General features: G+C 64.7%; 18 protein-coding genes and 1 tRNA gene. 8 read left to right on the forward strand and 11 right to left on the reverse strand.

The window, feature by feature from the left end; genetic code table 11:
* Positions 1–19: 19 nt before the first annotated feature.
* Complete coding sequence (locus RAM60_RS00950; protein WP_369025955.1) at positions 20–1,516, reverse strand: CoA-acylating methylmalonate-semialdehyde dehydrogenase; 1,497 nt, start codon at positions 1,514–1,516, stop codon at positions 20–22.
* A 121-nt stretch (positions 1,517–1,637) separates the two neighbouring features.
* Between RAM60_RS00950 and RAM60_RS00955 the strand changes: the two genes are divergently transcribed.
* The 3 genes from RAM60_RS00955 to RAM60_RS00965 all read left to right on the forward strand — a co-directional run bounded on the left by RAM60_RS00955 (position 1,638) and on the right by RAM60_RS00965 (position 3,007).
* Positions 1,638–1,711 (forward strand) — tRNA-Gly (locus tag RAM60_RS00955).
* Positions 1,712–1,773: 62 nt separating this feature from the next.
* Entirely contained in the window at positions 1,774–2,022 is a 249-nt protein-coding gene (locus tag RAM60_RS00960) for a DUF6356 family protein (protein WP_200982323.1), read from the forward strand.
* 40 nt (positions 2,023–2,062) lie between these two features.
* A complete protein-coding gene (locus RAM60_RS00965) occupies positions 2,063–3,007 on the forward strand; it encodes an alpha/beta fold hydrolase (RefSeq protein ID WP_369025954.1) in 945 nt (314 codons plus the stop codon).
* 1 nt (position 3,008) lies between these two features.
* Here the strand turns inward: RAM60_RS00965 and RAM60_RS00970 are convergent, their stop codons facing one another.
* On the reverse strand, positions 3,009–3,803 hold the full coding sequence (locus RAM60_RS00970) for an SDR family oxidoreductase (protein ID WP_369025953.1): 795 nt from the start codon (positions 3,801–3,803) through the stop codon (positions 3,009–3,011).
* 83 nt (positions 3,804–3,886) lie between these two features.
* Here RAM60_RS00970 and RAM60_RS00975 point away from each other — a divergent pair, with 83 nt between their 5' ends.
* The 4 genes from RAM60_RS00975 (at position 3,887) to RAM60_RS00990 (ending at position 6,156) form a co-directional block, all read left to right on the forward strand.
* A complete protein-coding gene (locus RAM60_RS00975; protein ID WP_369025952.1) occupies positions 3,887–4,450 on the forward strand; it encodes a hypothetical protein in 564 nt (187 codons plus the stop codon).
* A gap of 91 nt (positions 4,451–4,541) precedes the next feature.
* Positions 4,542–5,003, forward strand: coding sequence for a Dps family protein (locus RAM60_RS00980; protein ID WP_200982331.1), 462 nt, complete (start codon positions 4,542–4,544; stop codon positions 5,001–5,003).
* Between the two features lie 74 nt (positions 5,004–5,077).
* On the forward strand, positions 5,078–5,698 hold the full coding sequence (locus RAM60_RS00985; protein WP_369025951.1) for a 6-phosphogluconolactonase: 621 nt from the start codon (positions 5,078–5,080) through the stop codon (positions 5,696–5,698).
* Positions 5,686–6,156: an NUDIX domain-containing protein gene (locus RAM60_RS00990; RefSeq protein ID WP_369025950.1), complete on the forward strand. Its 471-nt coding sequence runs from the start codon at positions 5,686–5,688 to the stop codon at positions 6,154–6,156. Before RAM60_RS00985 ends, RAM60_RS00990 begins: the two co-directional genes overlap by 13 nt.
* Here the strand turns inward: RAM60_RS00990 and dinB are convergent.
* Positions 6,153–7,271 (reverse strand): DNA polymerase IV, encoded by a 1,119-nt coding sequence (dinB, locus tag RAM60_RS00995; protein WP_369025949.1) that lies wholly within the window; start codon positions 7,269–7,271, stop codon positions 6,153–6,155. The two genes, RAM60_RS00990 and dinB, sit on opposite strands and share 4 nt — an antisense overlap.
* A gap of 65 nt (positions 7,272–7,336) precedes the next feature.
* Between dinB and RAM60_RS01000 the strand changes: the two genes are divergently transcribed.
* Positions 7,337–8,611, forward strand: a complete 1,275-nt coding sequence (locus RAM60_RS01000; protein ID WP_369025948.1) for a multidrug effflux MFS transporter — start codon at positions 7,337–7,339, stop codon at positions 8,609–8,611.
* Here RAM60_RS01000 and RAM60_RS01005 read toward each other — a convergent pair.
* The 8 genes from RAM60_RS01005 to RAM60_RS01040 are packed head-to-tail and all read right to left on the reverse strand — an operon-like array spanning position 8,608 to position 17,727.
* Positions 8,608–10,164 carry an acyl-CoA carboxylase subunit beta gene (locus RAM60_RS01005; RefSeq protein ID WP_369025947.1) on the reverse strand — a complete coding sequence of 519 codons (1,557 nt, stop codon included), beginning with the start codon at positions 10,162–10,164 and terminating at the stop codon, positions 8,608–8,610. The genes RAM60_RS01000 and RAM60_RS01005 overlap by 4 nt on opposite strands.
* 57 nt (positions 10,165–10,221) lie before the next feature.
* A complete protein-coding gene (locus RAM60_RS01010; RefSeq protein WP_369025946.1) occupies positions 10,222–12,093 on the reverse strand; it encodes an acetyl/propionyl/methylcrotonyl-CoA carboxylase subunit alpha in 1,872 nt (623 codons plus the stop codon).
* A 10-nt stretch (positions 12,094–12,103) separates the two neighbouring features.
* Positions 12,104–12,568, reverse strand: coding sequence for a hypothetical protein (locus RAM60_RS01015; RefSeq protein WP_369025945.1), 465 nt, complete (start codon positions 12,566–12,568; stop codon positions 12,104–12,106).
* A 56-nt stretch (positions 12,569–12,624) separates the two neighbouring features.
* Positions 12,625–13,644 carry a phytoene/squalene synthase family protein gene (locus RAM60_RS01020; protein ID WP_510640398.1) on the reverse strand — a complete coding sequence of 340 codons (1,020 nt, stop codon included), beginning with the start codon at positions 13,642–13,644 and terminating at the stop codon, positions 12,625–12,627.
* Positions 13,641–14,222 carry an LOG family protein gene (locus RAM60_RS01025; RefSeq protein ID WP_200982347.1) on the reverse strand — a complete coding sequence of 194 codons (582 nt, stop codon included), beginning with the start codon at positions 14,220–14,222 and terminating at the stop codon, positions 13,641–13,643. Before RAM60_RS01025 ends, RAM60_RS01020 begins: the two co-directional genes overlap by 4 nt.
* Positions 14,219–15,709: a phytoene desaturase gene (locus tag RAM60_RS01030; protein WP_369026163.1), complete on the reverse strand. Its 1,491-nt coding sequence runs from the start codon at positions 15,707–15,709 to the stop codon at positions 14,219–14,221. The genes RAM60_RS01025 and RAM60_RS01030 overlap by 4 nt, the downstream gene beginning before the upstream one ends.
* A 53-nt stretch (positions 15,710–15,762) precedes the next feature.
* On the reverse strand, positions 15,763–16,950 hold the full coding sequence (crtY, locus tag RAM60_RS01035; RefSeq protein WP_369025944.1) for a lycopene beta-cyclase CrtY: 1,188 nt from the start codon (positions 16,948–16,950) through the stop codon (positions 15,763–15,765).
* A gap of 54 nt (positions 16,951–17,004) precedes the next feature.
* Positions 17,005–17,727 (reverse strand): hypothetical protein, encoded by a 723-nt coding sequence (locus tag RAM60_RS01040; RefSeq protein WP_369025943.1) that lies wholly within the window; start codon positions 17,725–17,727, stop codon positions 17,005–17,007.
* Positions 17,728–17,756: the final 29 nt, after the last annotated feature.

A 17,756-nucleotide genomic window follows, 5' to 3' on the forward strand; every position in this document is an offset into this window, starting at 1 on the left:
GGAAACTATCCCTGAAAGATCAACCCATTGTCGGGATGACGAAAGCGTTCGAGCCGTCGCCGCCGCCGTCGGGCCAGCGCTGGGTGACCTTCTTGGTCTTGGTCCAGAAACGCAGGCCTTCCATGCCGTACTGGTCGATGTCGCCGAAGCCCGAACGCTTCCACCCGCCGAAGCTGTGGTAGCTGACCGGCACCGGGATGGGGACGTTGATGCCGACCATGCCTACGTTCACGCGGCTCGCGAATTCGCGCGCGGCGTGGCCATTGCGGGTGAAGATCGCGACGCCATTGCCGTACTGGTGCTGGCTCGGCAGGCGGACGGCCTCTTCGAAGTCCTTTGCGCGGACGATCTGGAGCACGGGGCCGAAGATCTCTTCCTTGTAGCTGTCCATGTCGGTGGTGACGCGGTCGAGCAGCGTCGGGCCGACGAAGAAGCCCTTCTCGTAGCCCTGCAAGGTGAAGCCGCGACCGTCGATGACGACTTCGGCACCTTCCTTCTCGGCGGTGTCGATCCAGCCTTCGACGCGGGCCTTGTGCTCGGGCGTCACGACCGGGCCGTAATGAGCATCCTTGTCGGTCGAGACGCCGACGCGCAGGCCATTGATCGCAGGGATCAGCTTTTCGCGCAGGCGGTCGGCCGTGTCCTCGCCCACCGGCACGACGACAGGCAGCGCCATGCAGCGCTCGCCCGCCGAGCCGAAGGCGGCTCCGGCGAGGTCGTTGACCACCTGGTCGAGATCCGCGTCGGGCATCACGATGCCGTGGTTCTTGGCGCCACCGAAAGCCTGCACGCGCTTCGCGTTCGCCGAGCCGCGCGAGTAGATGTACTGCGCAATGTCGGAGGACCCGACGAAGCTGATCGCCGGAATGTCGGGATGGTCGAGGATCGCGTCGACCATTTCCTTGTCGCCGTGGACGACCTGCAGCAGGCCTTCCGGAGCGCCAGCCTCGATGAAGAGTTCTGCGAGGCGCACCGGCACGCTCGGATCGCGTTCGGAAGGCTTGAGGATGAAGGCGTTGCCCGCCGCGATCGCCATGCCGAACATCCACATCGGGATCATCGCAGGGAAGTTGAACGGAGTGATGCCCGCGCCGATGCCGAGCGGCTGGCGCATCGAATAGACGTCGATGCCGGGCCCTGCACCCTGCGTATATTCGCCCTTCAGCGCCTGCGGGATGCCGCAAGCGAACTCGATCACCTCGAGCCCGCGCTGGATATCGCCGTGAGCGTCGTCGACCACCTTGCCGTGCTCGCTCGACAGAAGTTCGGCCAGTTCCTGCTTGTGCGCTTCGACGAGGCGCTTGAATTCGAACATCACGCGCGCGCGCTTCTGCGGGTTGGTCGCGGCCCATTCGGGCTGGACCTTCTTCGCTGCGTCGACCGCGCGCTGCAGCAGCGCCGCGTCGCCAAGGGCGACCTCGGCCTGGATTTCACCCGTCGACGGGTTCCAGATCTTGTGGGTGCGGCTTGCGGTTCCGCCGGTTCCGCCGACGATGAAATGGTCTACCTGACGCATGGGAATCTCCTCTTGCGGCCCATCTAGAGATGTGTGCGCCACAAGCAAGGGAGGAGCGCGACGGCGCGGGCCACAACGACGTTGACCGGGGCGGACACCTGCGGCAAAGCGCCGCGCACAGGCGGGTATGATGTAATGGTAGCCTGTCAGCTTCCCATGCTGAACGCGCGGGTTCGATTCCCGCTACCCGCTCCAGCCGCCCTTCCCATCATCACAGGTGCATTATAGGGTGGCCCCAGCAACTGCTTGGAGCGACCATGTCGATCTTTACGGACCATCCCAACTCAGTCGGCGAAAGCTATGGCGAGCATATGTCGAGCGCCTTCAGTTTCGGCTCGCGGATGTTCGTGGGGAGCCTTGCCTGTTTCGTGCACGGGATTTTCCCTTTTTGGTTCAAGGGCAACGGCAGCCGCACGGTCCACGATTTGTCCAAGCGCATGATCCATGGCCGCGACAAGTTCGATGGCAAGGCCGCGCATACCAAGCCGGCCGATTGGTGCATTTGAGCCGCCACGATCTTTCTGCTCGATAGGCTTGGGGGCAGGCTTGGACCGCATCGTTTCGCAACAGTCCGGCGACGACGGCAGCCTGCTCGGGCGCTTTAACGGTGCAAAACCCCCGGCGGCGGAGTGGTTCACCGAAGCGCTCGCAATTGCTCCGGACCGGTCGCATTTCGAAGTCGACGGCGCGCAAATCGAGCTCCTGACATGGGGCGAAGCGGGTAAACCCGGACTGTTGTTCCTTCACGGCAATGCCGCCCATGCCGACTGGTGGAGCTTCATTGCGCCCCTCTTTGCCGACGACTTTCGCTGTGCGGCGATCTCGTGGTCGGGCATGGGGCGCTCCGACTGGCGCGAGGCCTATGCGATCCCGACCTTCGCCAAGGAAGCGATGACGGCGATCGAGGTCGCGGGGCTCGCAGCATCGGGTGAGCCGCCGGTTATCGTCGCCCACTCCTTCGGCGGCTTTCCCACGCTGAATATCGGCGCATTTCACCCGCATGCGATAGCTGGCGCGATCCTTGTCGATTCAGCGCCCCCCAAGCCCGGGCAGGGGCCGCCACCCCGTCTTGCACAGGGACGCGAGCGCAACCCGCGCTATCCGACGCTGGAAGCAGCGCTGCGTCGGTTCCGTTTCCTGCCAGAGCAGGACAGCGGCATGCCCGAGATCATCGACTGGATGGCGCGCAACGCCCTTCACCAGGTTCCCGCATCGGCAGACGATCCGGGCGGATGGACCTGGCGCTTCGATCCCCGTTTCTGGAAGAAGTTCACGCCTGGCGCCTTCGGTATCAGGGTTGGAGTGCCGATGGGCATCATCATCGGCGAAAAGTCTGCCCTATTCCCCGAAGGCAGGCTGGAAGAGCTGCAGGCCCTGCTACCAGACTGCCGGTTCTCGACGGTCATAGAGGACGCGCATCACCACGTCCTAGTCGACACTCCGCTCGAACTCGTGGCGGCAATCCGCAAGGGTCTGCCGCTGCTGCGCTAGCCTATTTCGGCGGCATGCGGATCCCGCCGTCGAGGCGGAACTGGTGACCGTTGATATAGGTGTTGCGGGCGATCTCGACGATCAGCGAGGCAAACTCCTCAGGATGGCCAAGGCGCTTGGGGAAAGGCACCGAGGCGTTGAGCTGCGCCCACATTGCCGGATTGCGGTCCTTCATGCCCAGCATCAGCGGAGTCGCGAAGATGCCCGGCATGACCGAGTTCACGCGGATGCCGACATCCATCAGGTCTCGGGCCATCGGCAGGACGAGGCCGTTCACGCCCGCCTTGCAGCTGCCGTAGATGACCTGCCCGATCTGTCCGTCCTGCGCCGCGACGCTGGCGGTCAGCGTAATGCAGCCGCGCTCGCCATCCTCGTTGAGCGGCTCGGAATTGGCCATGCCCAGCGCCGAATGGCTGGCGATGCGATAGGAAGATACGAGGATGCCTTCAGCCCCGAAGGCATAGTCCTCGGTGGCGAGGCGTTTGTAGCTCCCTGTTTCCTTGTCCCAGCCCAGCGTCTTGCCGCGGCGGCTGGTCATCGCGCAGTGGACGGTTACGCGTTCCTGGCCATGAGCGGCACGGGCCTTTTCGAACCCGGCAACGACCGAATCCTCGTCGGTGATGTCGACGCGTGCGAAGGTGCCGCCGATGGCTGCGGCATGAGCTTCGCCCGCTTCTTCGTTGACGTCGAAGATCGTCACCTTGAGGCCCGCATCCGCCAATGCCTGCGCGCTTGCTTTCCCGAGGCCCGATGCGCCGCCTGTCACCACCGCTGCCATGCCTGCCTTCAGTTCCATGCTCTCTCTCCCAGCTCTTTGTCTCTCGTGCGAAACTGCTATCGCATGCCGAGAGCCATAGCCAGTGGAGCCGTCGCAGAACCGTGACAGCATTTCTTTTCGCCCTTCTTGCCACCTTTGCCGCCGGTTTCGGTGCGCGCGACCAGATGCTCGTCGGCACATTGCGCGACCGCCTGGGTCAATCCGGAGGACTGTTGGTGACGGGGTTGGGCACGGCACTGGCCACTGCCTTGATCGCGGCATGGTGCGGAGCGCTGATCGGCTCGACCATGTCGAACGACGCTTCGACCATGTTCGTCGCAATTGCCATGCTGGTCGCCGCCATCGAGTGTGCGCTCCCGCGCCGGCTGATCTCGCCCGACGAGCCGACGCGGTCGCTGGGCGCCATCGGCATCGTCCTGTTCGCGCGCCAGCTCACCGATGCAGCGCGGTTCCTCGTCCTCGCCGTTGCGGCGGCCTATGCCTCGCCCGAGATGGCCGCATTCGGAGGCGCTGTCGGCGGTATGGCCATCGTCGCGATCGGCTGGACGCTCGGAAGGGACGGTCTCGACCGGTTGCCGCTCCGCACCATCAGGCATTTCGTCGCCATCTTCCTCTTCCTCGTCGCCGTATCGACTGCGCTTTCGGCCCGCGGCATCATCGGGTAAACCGATTACCTTGACCGGTTGAAATCGGGAAACCCGTTCAGCCCTTCCTGCGTTGGATGTTCGAACACGAAATCCACGAAAGGTTGGGACCATGGCCAAGGCTGGCGACAATTCGAAGAAGGAACTTATCGCGGCACTCAACGGGGTGCTCGCGGATACCTACGCCCTCTACATCAAGACCAAGAACTTCCACTGGCACGTCGCGGGCCCGCGTTTCCGCGACCTTCACCTCATGTTCGACGAGCAGGCACAACAGCTGTTCGGCACGGTGGACATCATTGCGGAGCGCGCGCGCAAGCAGGACGGCGACACGCTGACCTCGATCGGTTCGATTGCCAAGCACACCAAGATCAAGGACCAGGATTCGACCTCGATCGGCCCGGACAAGATGGTCACCGAACTCAAGGGCGACAACGAAACGCTGCACGAACGGCTCGAAACGCTCAAGGACGCAGCCGAAGCGGCGAACGACAACGCCACCAGCGCACTTGTCGACGAATGGATCGACGCCTGCGAGGAGCGCATCTGGTTCCTCCGCCAGACCGCCAAGTAAGCGAATAGCTATTCGCACGCGCATCGGGCCGCCTTCGCCATTGGGCGTGGGCGGCCTTGGTGTATGGAGAGCGGATGGCTCAGGTGGAAATTATCGAAAGCGCGAGCGACTCGGCGATTGCCGACTGGCTGGCCGTGCAGATTGCCGATGCGCTCAACGCGGGCGACGGGCCGGTGACCATCACTGTCCCCGGCGGGTCGACTCCGTTCCCGATAATGGAGGCGCTGCTCGACCACGATCTCGACTGGACGCGTCTTGTCGTCTGGCCGGGCGACGACCGCGTCGTGCCGGAGGACCATCCCGCATCCAACACCGGCAAGCTGCGCGACCTGTTCGAACCTGCGGGAGCCGAAGTAGTCACTCTGTCCGAGATGGAAGCCGTGCCGCACTTCACGCTGGCGTGGCTGGGCATGGGCGCCGACGGGCATATTGCCTCGCTGTTCCCCAATACCGATCCGCAGGTGGACGAACCGCAGCAAGTGGTGCGGCTCACGCCGGACCCGCTGCCGCCCGAGGCGCCCTTCGACCGCATCAGCCTGACCATTCCTTCGCTGCTGGCAAGCGACCAGCTGGTCTTCGTCATCCGCGGCGAGGAGAAACGCGCCGTTCTCGACCAAGCCATTGGGGGACAAAGCGATCTTCCGGTTGCGCGGCTGCTCGGTGCAGCTAGACAAAAGGTGACATGCTTCACCTGATCCCGAAGCCGCTCCATCGGCTTGCCCTCACCGTCGGCCATCGCCTGCGCCATCATTGGCGCAAGGCGACCGGCGTCACTGGCGAGGGCGTTTCGGTGATCGGACGCGACTTCGACGGCCAGATCCTGTTGGTCCGGCATAGCTACGGGCCGCAGGGCTGGTACTTCCCGGGCGGCGGAATCGGGCGGAAGGAGACGCCGGAGGATGCAGCCCGGCGCGAATTGCGCGAAGAGGCCAACTGCCCGATCGAAGGGCTCAAGCTCGTCGGCATCATCGAGGAGGAATTGTCGGGCGCTCCGCACCGGGCGCACATCTTCGAAGGCGTGGTGAACACCATGCCGAAGGCCGATGGCCGCGAGATTGTCGAGGCCCGGTTTTTCCCGACCCATTCGCTGCCCGAACCGCTGAGCCCGCGCACCAAGGCCCGACTGCAATTGTGGCAGGCGCGCAAGAGCTAGAGCAGGCTCAACTGGGCATCCGGGCGCGACTGCTCGGCTTCGCCGTCACCCTCGAGTTTCGACAGGGTGAGCCCCATCAGCCTGATCGGCATGGGTAGCGGCAGGACCTCCTCCAGCAAGTTCCGTCCGATGGCGGCGAACTCGGCCTTCGTTTCGATTGGCCGGTCGACGGTCTTCGCCCGGCTGAAGATCTGGAAGTCGGTGTATTTCATCTTCAGCGTCACCGTCCGCCCCTTGGCCTCGGCGCGCTCGATATAACCCCACACGATGTCGATGATGTCCTCCATCGTCTCGCGCAGTTCGCTGCCCGATGACAGGTCGCGGTTGAAGGTCCGCTCCCCGCCGACCGACTTGCGGATGCGGCTTGAGCGCACCGGCCTCAGGTCGATGCCCCGCGCGGCGCGATAAAGGTAGTCGGCGAAGCTACCGAAGTTCGCACGCAGCCACTCGATGTCCTTGAGCGCCAGGTCGCCTCCGGTCTCGATCCCGAGCCGCGCCATCTTCTCCGCGCCCTTGGGTCCGACGCCGTGGAACCGGCGAATGGGTAGCTTTGCGACGAATTGCGCGCCTTCGCCCGGGCGGACGACGCACATCCCGTCAGGCTTGTTCTGGTCGCTGGCGATCTTGGCGAGGAACTTGTTGTAGCTCACTCCGGCGCTGGCGGTCAGTTTCGTCTTGGCGCGGATTTCCTGCCGGATCAGTTCGGCAATGCGTGTCGCGCTGCCGATGCCGAGCTTGTCTTCGGTAACGTCGAGATACGCCTCGTCGAGGCTCAGTGGTTCGACGAGGTCGGTGTGATGGTGGAAGATCGCCCGGATTTGCCGGCTCGCTTCCTTGTAGGCATCGAAGCGGTGGCGGACGAAGATGAGGTCGGGACACAGCCTCTTGGCGGTGACCGAGGGCATGGCGCTGCGCACGCCGAACTTCCTCGCCTCGTAGCTCGCCGCCGCCACCACGCCGCGTCCGCCCGAACCGCCCACGGCAACCGGCTTGCCCCTCAATTCGGGATTGTCGCGCTGTTCGACGCTGGCGAAGAAAGCGTCCATGTCGACATGGATGACCTTGCGCAGGCCGCCCGCCTCGCCGTCTTCATCCGTGTCTTTCGCGTCACTCATCGCAACCAAGATAGGCCGACGGGTTGCAAAGCGGAACCTTGTCCGTCACCTGCCATTTTGTGCGCATGCGAAGAGAAGTCCTTGCCAACGGCGAACAGCCGGTAATCGCCGCCGCCCCCAAGAGGCGGATCGGCGAGCGCGAGCTCATCTGGATGATGGCGCTGCTGATGGCGTGCAACGCCTTCGGCATCGACGCCATCCTGCCTGCGCTCGACAGCCTTGCGAACAGCTTTGCCGTTGCCGGTAACGACCGCCAGTTCGTGGTCGGCATCTACCTCCTCGCCGGCGGCATAGGAACGCTGATACCGGGGGCATTCGCCGACCGCTACGGTCGTCGTCCGGTCCTATTCGTGGCCCTGGGCTGTTACATCGCGCTGTCGCTGGCCTGCGCAGCGGTAACGAGTTTCGACCAGTTGCTCTTCCTGCGCGCTTTGCAGGGGTTCTTCGCGGCGGGCATCATCGCTCTGCCGCCCGCCATCATTCGCGACCGCGTGGGCGGCGACCGCATGGCGCGGTTGATGAGCCTCATCTTCGTCATCTTCCTGCTCGTACCTGCGGTTGCGCCCAGTATCGGACAGGGCGTCCTGCTGCTGTTCGGGGACTGGCGCTGGATATTCGTTTCGATGGCCGTGCTTGGCGCCTTAATGACGGCATGGGTCTATTTCCGCCTGCCCGAGACCCTGCACGAGGAAGACCGGCAGGATATCGAGATCTCGCATATCGCCAGCAACATGCTCAGCGCAGTCTCGTTGCGCGCGACCATCGGCTACACGCTGGCGAGTTCGCTCGTCTTCGGGGCGCTGTTCGGCTTTATCAATTCCTCGCAACAGCTGATCGGCGAAGCCTTCGGCGCGGGCGAGATGTTCCCGCTGCTCTTCGCCATCTGCGCGGGCTGCATGGCCATCGCCAACTGGACCAATAGCCGCATCGTCGAGCGCTTCGGCGCGCGGCGCGTGAGCCACACGGCGCTGTTCCTGTTCATCGGCGTGGCAGGGCTGCAGTACTATTTCGCCCACCAGCCGGACGAGGACCTGTGGACCTTCGTGCCCCTGATGGCTGCCAACATGAGCCTGCTTGGGTTCATCGGTGCGAACTTCGGCTCGATCGCGATGCAGCCGTTCAAGCACATCGCCGGAGCTGCATCGAGCGCGCAGAGCTTCCTGCGCATGACCACGGGTGCCCTGCTCGGTGCCACGGTCGGCTACGCCTATGACGGAAGCGCCCGCCCGCTGGCGACGGCGCTGCTGCTGGCGGCGCTGACGAGCCTTGCCTTCGTGCTCTATTCCGAGCGCGGGAAGTTGTTCGGGCCGCCTGAACCCGACGACGAAGACGAGGACTAGAGGTCGCTCGCCAGCCTGCGCCAGGCGAGGTCGGCGAATTCGCAGAGCAAGAGCCGCGTGTCGCGCGGGTCGATGATATCCTCGACATTGAAGCGCTCGGCGCTGCGGAAGGGCGAAGTGACCTTGTCTAGTCGCGCCCGGATCGCCTCGAGTTCGGCCGCCGGGTCCACGGCCGCCTCGATCTCCGACTTGTAGGCAACCTCCAGCCCGCCTGCGATGGGGAGCGAGCCCCAGTCGCCCGAGGGCCAGCAATAGCGGTACTGGTAGAGATCGGCATTGCTCATCGCACTGCCCGCGATGCCATAGGCGCGGCGCATGACAATCGAGGCGAGCGGCACGGTGGCCTTGTAGACCGCGTTCATCGCCTGCACGCCGTAGCGGATCGTGCCCGCCACCTCAGCCTCGCGCCCGATCATGAAGCCGGGATTATCAACCAGATGCACGATCGGCAGGCGGAACAGGTCGGCCAGTTTCACGAACCGCTCGACCTTCTCGGAGGTCTTCGCATCCCACGATCCGCCGAGGTAGCTCGGGTCGTTGGCGAGGACGAAAACTGGCCAGCCGTCGAGGCGGGCGAGGGCGGTGATGCAGGCGCGGCCCCACATGCGACCGATCTCGAACACGGTGCCTTTGTCGAAGATCAGGTCCATCGCCCGGCGCATCGAATAGACCTGCTTCTCGTCGCGCGGAATCAGGCTTAGCAGCGCTTCCTCGCGCCGGTCCGCGGGATCGCCGCTGACAATGCGACGCGCCTGCTGGCCGACGTGTTCGGGCATGAAGGAAAGGAAGTGGCGTGCACGGGCAAACGCCTCTGCCTCGCTCGCTACTTCGTCGTCGACCACGCCGTTGCGGGTGTGGATGCCGCTGCCGCCGAGCGCTTCCTTGGCCTCCTCGTGGTTCGCCGATCCGCCGTCCTTCCAGGCATCGCCTAGCGCGTCGACCACGGCGGGCCCGGCGGCGAAGATCTGAGAGAGGCCCTTGACCATGACCGAGTAATGGCTCGCCGCGATCCGTGCCGCGCCGAGGCCTGCGGTGGGACCGAGCGAGAGCGCCACAACGGGCACGGTGTCGAGGTTCTTCACCACCTCGCCCCACATGTGGACCGCAGGGATGTAGGTCGAACCGATCATCTCGAGCGTCTTGACCGAGCCGCCGCCGCCGGTGCCGTCGATCATCCGGATGATCGGCAGGCGCAGCTCGTGCGCCATCTTTTCGGCCTGCTCCATCTTGCGGCCGATCCCCGCGTCCGCCGCCCCGCCGCGAATGGTGAAGTCATCGGCGGTAGCCACCACGGGCCGCCCGTTGATGGTGGCCTTGCCGAACAGGAACGGGGCAGGGAGGACGCCGGTAAGGTTGCCGTCCTCGTCATAGGAGCCCTTGCCGGCGATCTTGCCGATCTCGCGGAAGGAGCCGGGATCGACCAGGGCGGCGAGCCGCGCGCGGGCGTCCATCTTGCCGCGCCCGTGCTGGCGCGCAACCTTGTCCGGCCCGCCCATCGCCTCGGCCAGCGCCTCGCGATGGCGCAGTTCCTCGAGTTCCTTTTCCCAGCTCATGCGTGCCCGCTCTCCTCAGGCCAGCACGCTTGCAAGGGACGCGGCGAAAGGGAAGCCCTATTCTTCTTTCGGCTCGACAACTGCCAGCACGGCCTCGACCTGCACCTGGCTGCCGGCGCTGACCGAAAGTTCGGTGACTGTCCCGTCGAACGGCGCGGTAAGCGCGTGCTCCATCTTCATCGCCTCGAGCACCATCAGGCGCTGTCCGGCAGTGACGGCCTGCCCTTCGGTGACATCGACTGCGATGACCTTGCCTGGCATGGGCGCGATGATGTCGCCGTCGTGAGCGTGGTGCGCGCCAGCGCCGCGTGCCCCGCGATCGAATACGAAGCTCTGCCCTTCTGCGAACACCACGACCCGCGCAGTATCTACGAATCCGGTTGCGGGAACATCGAGGCCGGATCGCGCGGCCGAGACGGTGCGGGTGTCGCCCTTGTGAGAAAGGGTCGTGGTCAGCACCCCGGGCGCATTGAGGCGTAGCCCGATGGGGAGATGGTCGTATTCCTCGGTCTCTGCCAGGACGACGAAATCGGCTGCGGTCCGCCAGATCGTCTCGTCAGCCTCATCCGAAGTGACCAAATCGTCGAGCTTGGCAGCGATGAAGCCGGTGTCGAGGTTGGCGTCTTCGAAGTCCTCGTCGCGCAGGCAATTGGCGATGAAGGCGGCATTGGTCTTCACCGGCCAGATTTCGACTCCCTCGGCGATTTCGGCGAGCTGGTCGATGGCATCGCTGCGGTTCTCACCCCAGACGACCAGCTTGGCCACCATGGGATCGTAGAAGGGCGAGATCATGTCGCCTTCCTCCACGCCGGTTTCGATCCTGCCCTCAACGCCGAGATCGAAATGTTCGAGGCGACCGGTCGATGGCAGGAATCCCGCAACCGTGTCTTCGGCATAAAGGCGCGCCTCAATCGCATGACCGTCGATGAAAAGCTCGTCCTGCTTGAGCGGCAACGGCTCGCCGCTCGCGACACGCAATTGCCACTCGACCAGGTCCACGCCGGTGATTTCCTCGGTCACCGGGTGTTCGACCTGCAGGCGGGTGTTCATTTCCATGAAGAAGATGCGGTCGGCGCGCAGGCCTTCGCTGGCGTCGGCGATGAATTCGATCGTGCCCGCGCCTTCGTAATCGACCGCCTTCGCGGCGCGCACAGCGGCGGCGCAGATGTCCTCGCGGGTGGCCTCGTCCATGCCGGGGGCGGGGGCTTCCTCGATTACCTTCTGGTGGCGGCGCTGGAGCGAGCAGTCGCGTTCGAACAGGTGGACGACGTTGCCGTGGCTGTCGCCGAACACCTGCACCTCGATATGGCGGGGCGAGGTGATCCACTTTTCGAGCAGGACCTCGTCGTTCGAAAAGCTGGCCTTCGCCTCGCGCCGGCAGCTTTCCAGCGCAGCCTCGAAATCCGCCGCATCATCGACCTTGCGCATACCCTTGCCGCCGCCGCCTGCGACTGCCTTGATCAGCACGGGATAGCCGATGGCGTCGGCTTCCTGCTTCAGACGTTCGACCGACTGGTCCTCGCCCTCGTAGCCGGGCGTCACCGGCACCCCGGCGGCACGCATCAGCTTCTTGGCTGCGTCCTTCAGGCCCATGGCCTCGATGCTCGATGGCTTGGGGCCGACCCAGATCAGGCCCGCATCGATCACCGCTTGCGCAAAGCCGGCGTTCTCCGACAGGAAGCCGTATCCCGGGTGGATCGCATCCGCTCCGGTAGCCTTGGCAGCCGCAATGATCTTCGCGCCAACGAGATAGCTCTCAGCCGCGGGCGAGGGGCCGATATGCACTGCCTCGTCCGCCGAGCGGACGTGCAGCGCCTTGGCGTCGGCATCCGAATAGACAGCCACCGTGGCGATACCCATCTCGCGCGCAGTGCGGATGATGCGGCAGGCGATCTCGCCGCGATTGGCGATGAGGAGTTTCTGGATCATCGTGAGCTAATCAGCGTCCCTTGGGGCAATTGTCGGGTTCGACGGTGTACTGGATGCCGGTGACCTTCCACGCGCCTTCGATCTTGATCAGGTTGAAAACGTCGATGCCGCAGTGGCTGCGCTTGCCATTCAAGTCGAAGCTGTATTCGGCCCAGACGACGGCGATGTTGCCGCGCACCAGCACGGTGGGGTCCCAATAGACCTCGCGGAAGGTGTCATCGCCCTCGTTGATGGTGGCGAGGTCGTCGGCGAAGCTGCGGAAACGCACGATTTCCTTGCCATCGCGCATCCGGTGGGATGCGAGCAGGCCATCCTTGGTCGAGACGGCGCCGATCACTGCGGGGTCCTTCTCGTTCAGTCCGCGCAGGAACTCGTCGACCGAGTGCAGGATCGCGGAATTGCTGTCGTCCTGCGCCAAAGCGGGCGTGCCCAGGCACATCGCAGTGGCCGCGATTGCGGCGAGCCATCCCTTCATCGTCTCTCTCCTGAAACTTCCCGCCCGCGCTAGCCGTAGCGGAAGCCCTCTTCAAGCTACCACCCGGCGACGGGGCGGAAATCGTGGCGCGACCAGAGGATCGGTTCGTCGAGCGGAGTGGGGCGATTGATCAGCGCCTCGAAGAAGGCGTTGGTCACGTGCCACAGCTTTTCGAGGCCATTGACGCGTACCCGCTTGTCCCATGCTTTCTGCCCGCGGCCCAGCACCTTGCGGCCGATCGCGCCGTATATGTTCGCGGCGGACAGGACCGCCCAGCGCTGGCGGAAGCGCAGGCGCGCCGCGCCAAGCTTGGAGGCCTGCTCGTGCTTTTCCATCAGCGCGATGAGGCGGGGCATGAGGCTGGCAAGCACGAAGCGGTTTTCGGGCAGAGCATGTTCGCCCTCGGCCCAGCCCTTCTCGGCAAGCCAGGTCATCGGCAGGTAGCGGCGTCCGGCCTCGGCGTCCTCGACGATGTCGCGGGCGATATTGGCGATTTGGAAAGCCAGGCCGAGGTCGCAGGCGCGGTCGAGCGTGTCTCCGTCATCCTCGGGCACGCCCATGACCTGCGCCATCATTACCCCGACGGACCCCGCGACATGGTAACAATAACGCAGCATGTCTGCCTCGTTCGCCGGCTTCCAGCGGGTGGCGTCGAGCGCGAAGCCGCCGATCATGTCGTTGGCGAGGTCCATGGTCAGTCCGCATTCGTCGGCAACCAGACCGAAGCCGTCGAAGGCCGGGTCGGCGGTCGGCTGTTCCTCAAGCGCACGGCGGGTGAGCACGCGGATGGCCTGCACCCGGTCCTCGGCGTCCTTGAGGTCACCCTGGTCGCCCAGCGGACCGCCCTTGTCCTGATTGTCGGCAATATCGTCGCAGCGGCGGCACCAGGCGTAGAGGAGCCAGGCCCGTTCGCGCGTAGCGCGGTCGAACAGTTTAGAGGCGGCGGAAAAGCTCTGCGAACCTTCCTCGATCGCGGTCCGCGCCTTTTCGACGAGATAGCGCCGTTCCCGCCCGCCGCCGGCGCGGGCTGGGGTGTGGCGGATCTTGCTGGTCGTAAGGGGACGCGGTTTGCTCAGAGGTCTTCGGCCTTCATGCGGAAGATCGGGGTGTGCGGCTCATATGCTGCCATCTTGTCGAGCAATCCGGTTAACGTCTCGTCCGCGATCAATATGCCCTGGTGCGCGGGGCGGACGAAGCCGACATCGGCCATGTGGCGGTTGAAGGCGACGAGGTGGTCGTAGAAACCGAAGGCGTTGAGCAGGCCGACGGGCTTCTGATGATAGCCGAGCTGCGCCCAGCTCATCGCCTCCCACAGCTCGTCCATCGTGCCGACGCCGCCGGGGATGGTGACGAAGCCGTCGGAAAGGTCGGTGAAGCGCTGTTTGCGCTCGTGCATGCCCGAGACGGTATAGAGTTCGGTGCAGTCGTGGTTGGCGACCTCCGAATTGGCGAGCGCTTCGGGGATTACCCCGATGACCTCGCCCCCGGCTTCCAGCGCGCCACGCGCAACCGCGCCCATCAGACCAAGGCGGCCGCCGCCATAGACGGTCCCGATCCCGCGCTCGGCGAGACCTTTGCCCACGTCGTAGGCCAGCTGGATGTATCGCGGATCCTCCGGGCTGGCGGAGCCGCAGTATACGGCGAGACGGTTCATGAAAGCAGGTCCTCGATCATAAGCCCCGCGGTCGCCTTGGCGCTGCCGACGACGCCGGGGATGCCCGCGCCCGGGTGCGTGCCTGCGCCCACGAGGTAGAAATTGTCGATCACGTCGTCGCGATTGTGGCCGCGGAACCACGCGCTCTGGGTCAGCAGCGGTTCAAGGCTGAAGGCGCTGCCCATGTGGGCGTTGAGGTCCATGGCGAAATCGCGCGGTGCGTAGTGAAACTTGGTGACGATGCGTTCGGAAAGGCCCGGGATCAGGCGCCGCTCGACCTCGTCGAGGATACGCTTTTCGAGGATCGGGCCCATCTCTGCCCAGTCGACCGCCAGCTTGCCCATGTGGGCGACGGGGACGAGCGCATAGAAAGTGCTCTTGCCCTCGGGCGCCATGCCCGGATCGGTAACGCTGGGGTGATGGAGGTAGATCGAGAAATCCGCCGGCAGCACGCCGTGGTCGTAGATGTCCTCGAGCAGGCCTTTGTAGCGCGGGCCGAACAGGATCATGTGGTGCGGAATGCCCGGCCAGGTTCCCTCGATCCCGAAGTGGACGACGAACAGGCTGGGCGAGAACTTCTTCTTGGCGAGGCTGTGTGCGTAGTCCGTGCCGCGCTTGGATTCGCCGAGCAGGTCGCGGTAGCTGTGCATGATGTCGGCATTGCTGGCGACGGCGTCGAAGCGCTGCTTCCAGCCCGAATGCGTCTCCACCTCGGTCGCGGTCTTGCCCAGCGTGTGCACCTTGGTGACGGGGTCGTGCAGCCGCACGGTGCCGCCGATACGCTCGAAATGGCGGACCATGCCGGCGACGAGGCGATTGGTGCCGCCCTTGGCCCACCACACGCCGCCGTCCTTCTCCAGCTTGTGGATGAGGGCGTAGATGCTGCTCGTCTTCATCGGGTTGCCGCCGACGAGGAGGGTGTGGAAGGAGAGCGCCTCGCGCAGCTTCTCGTTGTCGACGAAGCTGGAAACTATCGAATAGACGCTGCGCCAGGCCTGCTGTTTCGCGAGCGCTGGCGCGGCCTTCAGCATCGACTTGAAGTCGAGGAACGGCACATGCCCCAGCTTGACGTAGCCTTCCTCGTACACCGCCTCGGAATATTCGAGGAACCGCTGGTAGCCGGCGACATCGGCCGGGTTGAGCGCGGCGATTTCGGAGAACAGCTTCTCCTCGTCGTTCGAATAATCGAAGTTCGTCCCGTCGGGCCAGTTGAGGCGGTAGAACGGCATGACGGGAACGATGTCGACGTCCTCGGCAATGTTGTGCCCGGTCAGCGCCCACAGTTCCTTGAGACAATCGGGATCGGTGATGACGGTCGGCCCGGCATCGAAGGTGAAGCCGTCCTTTTCCCAGAAGTAGGCCCGGCCACCCGGCTTGTCGCGCGCCTCGACCACCGTCGTGGCAATACCGGCGGACTGCAGGCGGATGGCGAGCGCAAGGCCACCGAAGCCCGATCCGATCACGCAGGCGGTCCGGCCTCGCGTCATAGGGACTTCGGAAAGTTCGGGCGAAGGTGCGGTCGGGGACGTCGTTTCGGCGTTCATCGGCTCCCCCCTTGGCGCAGCGGAGCGCCTTTGCCAAGCAAGGCGCGCACACCGGCATGAATCGGGATGGGAGGCTTGCCGCTCAATATGCGCAGCTTGTCGCGGAACGTGGACCGACCCGAATAGAGCCGCTGGATCAGCGGTTCCGGCAGGCGATAGAACCGCTCGAAGATAAGGTAGCGCTGGTCCGGCACCGCGCCGTCGAACAGCATGCGCCCGAGATCGCGATAGAACCGCATCGCCTTCCAGTGCTCCTTCGCGCGCTCCGCGAGGAGGTCGGCGAGTTCGGCTCCCGGAAGGCGGGCATTCTGCGCGATGAATACCGCGTTTGCGGCAGCGAAAGGCAGCGTGTAACTTGTCAACGGATGGACGAAGCCCGCGCGGGCACCCGCACGAACGACGCCGCGCATCCCAAGTTCGCGCTGGAAGGCGGCGAAATTGCCTCCCGTGACCACTGGCAGGACACCCGTCTCCTCGCCGATCGTCTCTCCCTTCCAGCCCTGCTTCTCGCAATAGGCATCGATCCGCGCGGAAAGCGCCTCGCGGTCGAGCGTCGGCGCATCGGCGTAGTAGGTGTCCTCGACAAAGAGTTCGTCGGGCGAGAGAGGCAGCGTATAGACGAAGCGATAGGCATCGTGCTGTGCGACGTCCGCATCCATCACGATCGGGCGCTCGACCCCGTGGGGGGCAGGTGTGCGGATGTGGCGGCCCATGAAGACCTGCCAGCCCCCGCGCAGATGCTGGCTGGGTTCGAAGTCGCGGCAGTCGACCACCCTGTCTGCGGCAATGCCCTGTCCGTTCTCGAGGACAATCCCGTCGTCGCGCAGTCCGGCGACGCGCGTGCCCAGTTGTATCGCACCTTGAGGCAATTCGCGGCGCAGGTATGCGTCGAAGGCGCGGCTGGACATCGAGCGGTAGGTCGCCTTCAGGTTCCGCGAATGGGCGGGGAAACGCACGTCGTAACCGCTCGTCCAGTCGGTCTTGTCGAAACCGACGAGCAGGCCCCTGGCGGTGTCGGCGACATCGTTCTTGAACCAGCTCCAGCGGTGGTTGCCGCCGAAACTGTCACCCGCTTCGAAGATTGCGATAGCCATGTCGGGATAGGTGCGGTGCACGGCGAGGGCGGTTAGCCCCCCGGCCAGTCCGCCCCCCACGATGGCCATGTCGATCTTGCGCCCGCTCATTGGCAGGAAGGCTTAGGGAGTAACTTGGCTTGCGGCAATCACGAGTGTCGCCGCTCAATCGGCGTAACAGGCCTCGAAATGCGCGGTGAAGGCTTCTTCAAGGGCGGCATCGAAAGCGGCCCCTTCTTCCGCGGTGAAATCGTCGTTCACCAAGGCGAGCTCGAGCTGGTGCATTTCGGGCTTCAGCGTCTGGAAATTGCGAAACCAGTCGGCGGTCATCAGGAACCAGCCGATCTTTGCCAGCCTGGTCCTGTCGCCGCCCTTCCTGATCTTCTCCTCCATTACCGCCTTGTCTGCCGCGAGCGCTGCGGCGGAGACTGAGCCGTCCTCGTTCCCCCGGACGTCCGAGAGAACGTTTTCGACCGACTCGTTCTGTTCGGCCAGGCTGATAAGGAATCGCCCGTCATCGGATGCATAAAACTCGGCCGCACCGCGCGCTTCCTCTGGCGAAAGCCTGGATGAAAAGAGCTCAAGCAGTTGCGCCCGGTATTGCGTCACACCTCTTTCGTGCGAAGCGACGAGATGCGGACGCGCGGTTTGTCCCATGAGGTCGAGCGTTCCCGCGCACTCTTCTTCCATCTCGACCATTTCCGGATCGCGCTGCGCTTCCTCGACCATGACGGCGATCGCACTATCGGCGAACCCGGACATGAGACGATCCTTCGCCGCAAGGGCTTCGACGAGGTCGGTGTACGCGCTTCCTCCAGCGGCAGACAGCGGCGCTGGCACAGACGCTGCAATTGCCAGCAGGGCAGCAAGGCTAAGCTTCGTGATCATCGCAGGCTTGTGGCGCGCAAAGTGACGTG

This window comes from Qipengyuania sp. RANM35 (assembly GCF_041021145.2).
In the GTDB taxonomy this organism is placed as follows: domain Bacteria; phylum Pseudomonadota; class Alphaproteobacteria; order Sphingomonadales; family Sphingomonadaceae; genus Qipengyuania; species Qipengyuania soli.

What these genes read in the sequence shown, in the direction of transcription:
- RAM60_RS00950 (WP_369025955.1), bottom strand. Translation starts at nt 1,516, where the DNA reads ATGCGTCAGGTAGACCATTTCATCGTCGGCGGAACCGGCGGAACCGCA.
- RAM60_RS00960 (WP_200982323.1), top strand. Translation starts at nt 1,774, where the DNA reads ATGTCGATCTTTACGGACCATCCCAACTCAGTCGGCGAAAGCTATGGC.
- RAM60_RS00970 (WP_369025953.1), bottom strand. Translation starts at nt 3,803, where the DNA reads ATGGAACTGAAGGCAGGCATGGCAGCGGTGGTGACAGGCGGCGCATCG.
- RAM60_RS00980 (WP_200982331.1), top strand. Translation starts at nt 4,542, where the DNA reads ATGGCCAAGGCTGGCGACAATTCGAAGAAGGAACTTATCGCGGCACTC.
- RAM60_RS00985 (WP_369025951.1), top strand. Translation starts at nt 5,078, where the DNA reads ATGGCTCAGGTGGAAATTATCGAAAGCGCGAGCGACTCGGCGATTGCC.
- RAM60_RS00990 (WP_369025950.1), top strand. Translation starts at nt 5,686, where the DNA reads ATGCTTCACCTGATCCCGAAGCCGCTCCATCGGCTTGCCCTCACCGTC.
- dinB (WP_369025949.1), bottom strand. Translation starts at nt 7,271, where the DNA reads ATGAGTGACGCGAAAGACACGGATGAAGACGGCGAGGCGGGCGGCCTG.
- RAM60_RS01000 (WP_369025948.1), top strand. Translation starts at nt 7,337, where the DNA reads ATGCGAAGAGAAGTCCTTGCCAACGGCGAACAGCCGGTAATCGCCGCC.
- RAM60_RS01005 (WP_369025947.1), bottom strand. Translation starts at nt 10,164, where the DNA reads ATGAGCTGGGAAAAGGAACTCGAGGAACTGCGCCATCGCGAGGCGCTG.
- RAM60_RS01010 (WP_369025946.1), bottom strand. Translation starts at nt 12,093, where the DNA reads ATGATCCAGAAACTCCTCATCGCCAATCGCGGCGAGATCGCCTGCCGC.
- RAM60_RS01015 (WP_369025945.1), bottom strand. Translation starts at nt 12,568, where the DNA reads ATGAAGGGATGGCTCGCCGCAATCGCGGCCACTGCGATGTGCCTGGGC.
- RAM60_RS01025 (WP_200982347.1), bottom strand. Translation starts at nt 14,222, where the DNA reads ATGAACCGTCTCGCCGTATACTGCGGCTCCGCCAGCCCGGAGGATCCG.
- RAM60_RS01030 (WP_369026163.1), bottom strand. Translation starts at nt 15,709, where the DNA reads ATGACGCGAGGCCGGACCGCCTGCGTGATCGGATCGGGCTTCGGTGGC.
- crtY (WP_369025944.1), bottom strand. Translation starts at nt 16,950, where the DNA reads ATGAGCGGGCGCAAGATCGACATGGCCATCGTGGGGGGCGGACTGGCC.
- RAM60_RS01040 (WP_369025943.1), bottom strand. Translation starts at nt 17,727, where the DNA reads ATGATCACGAAGCTTAGCCTTGCTGCCCTGCTGGCAATTGCAGCGTCT.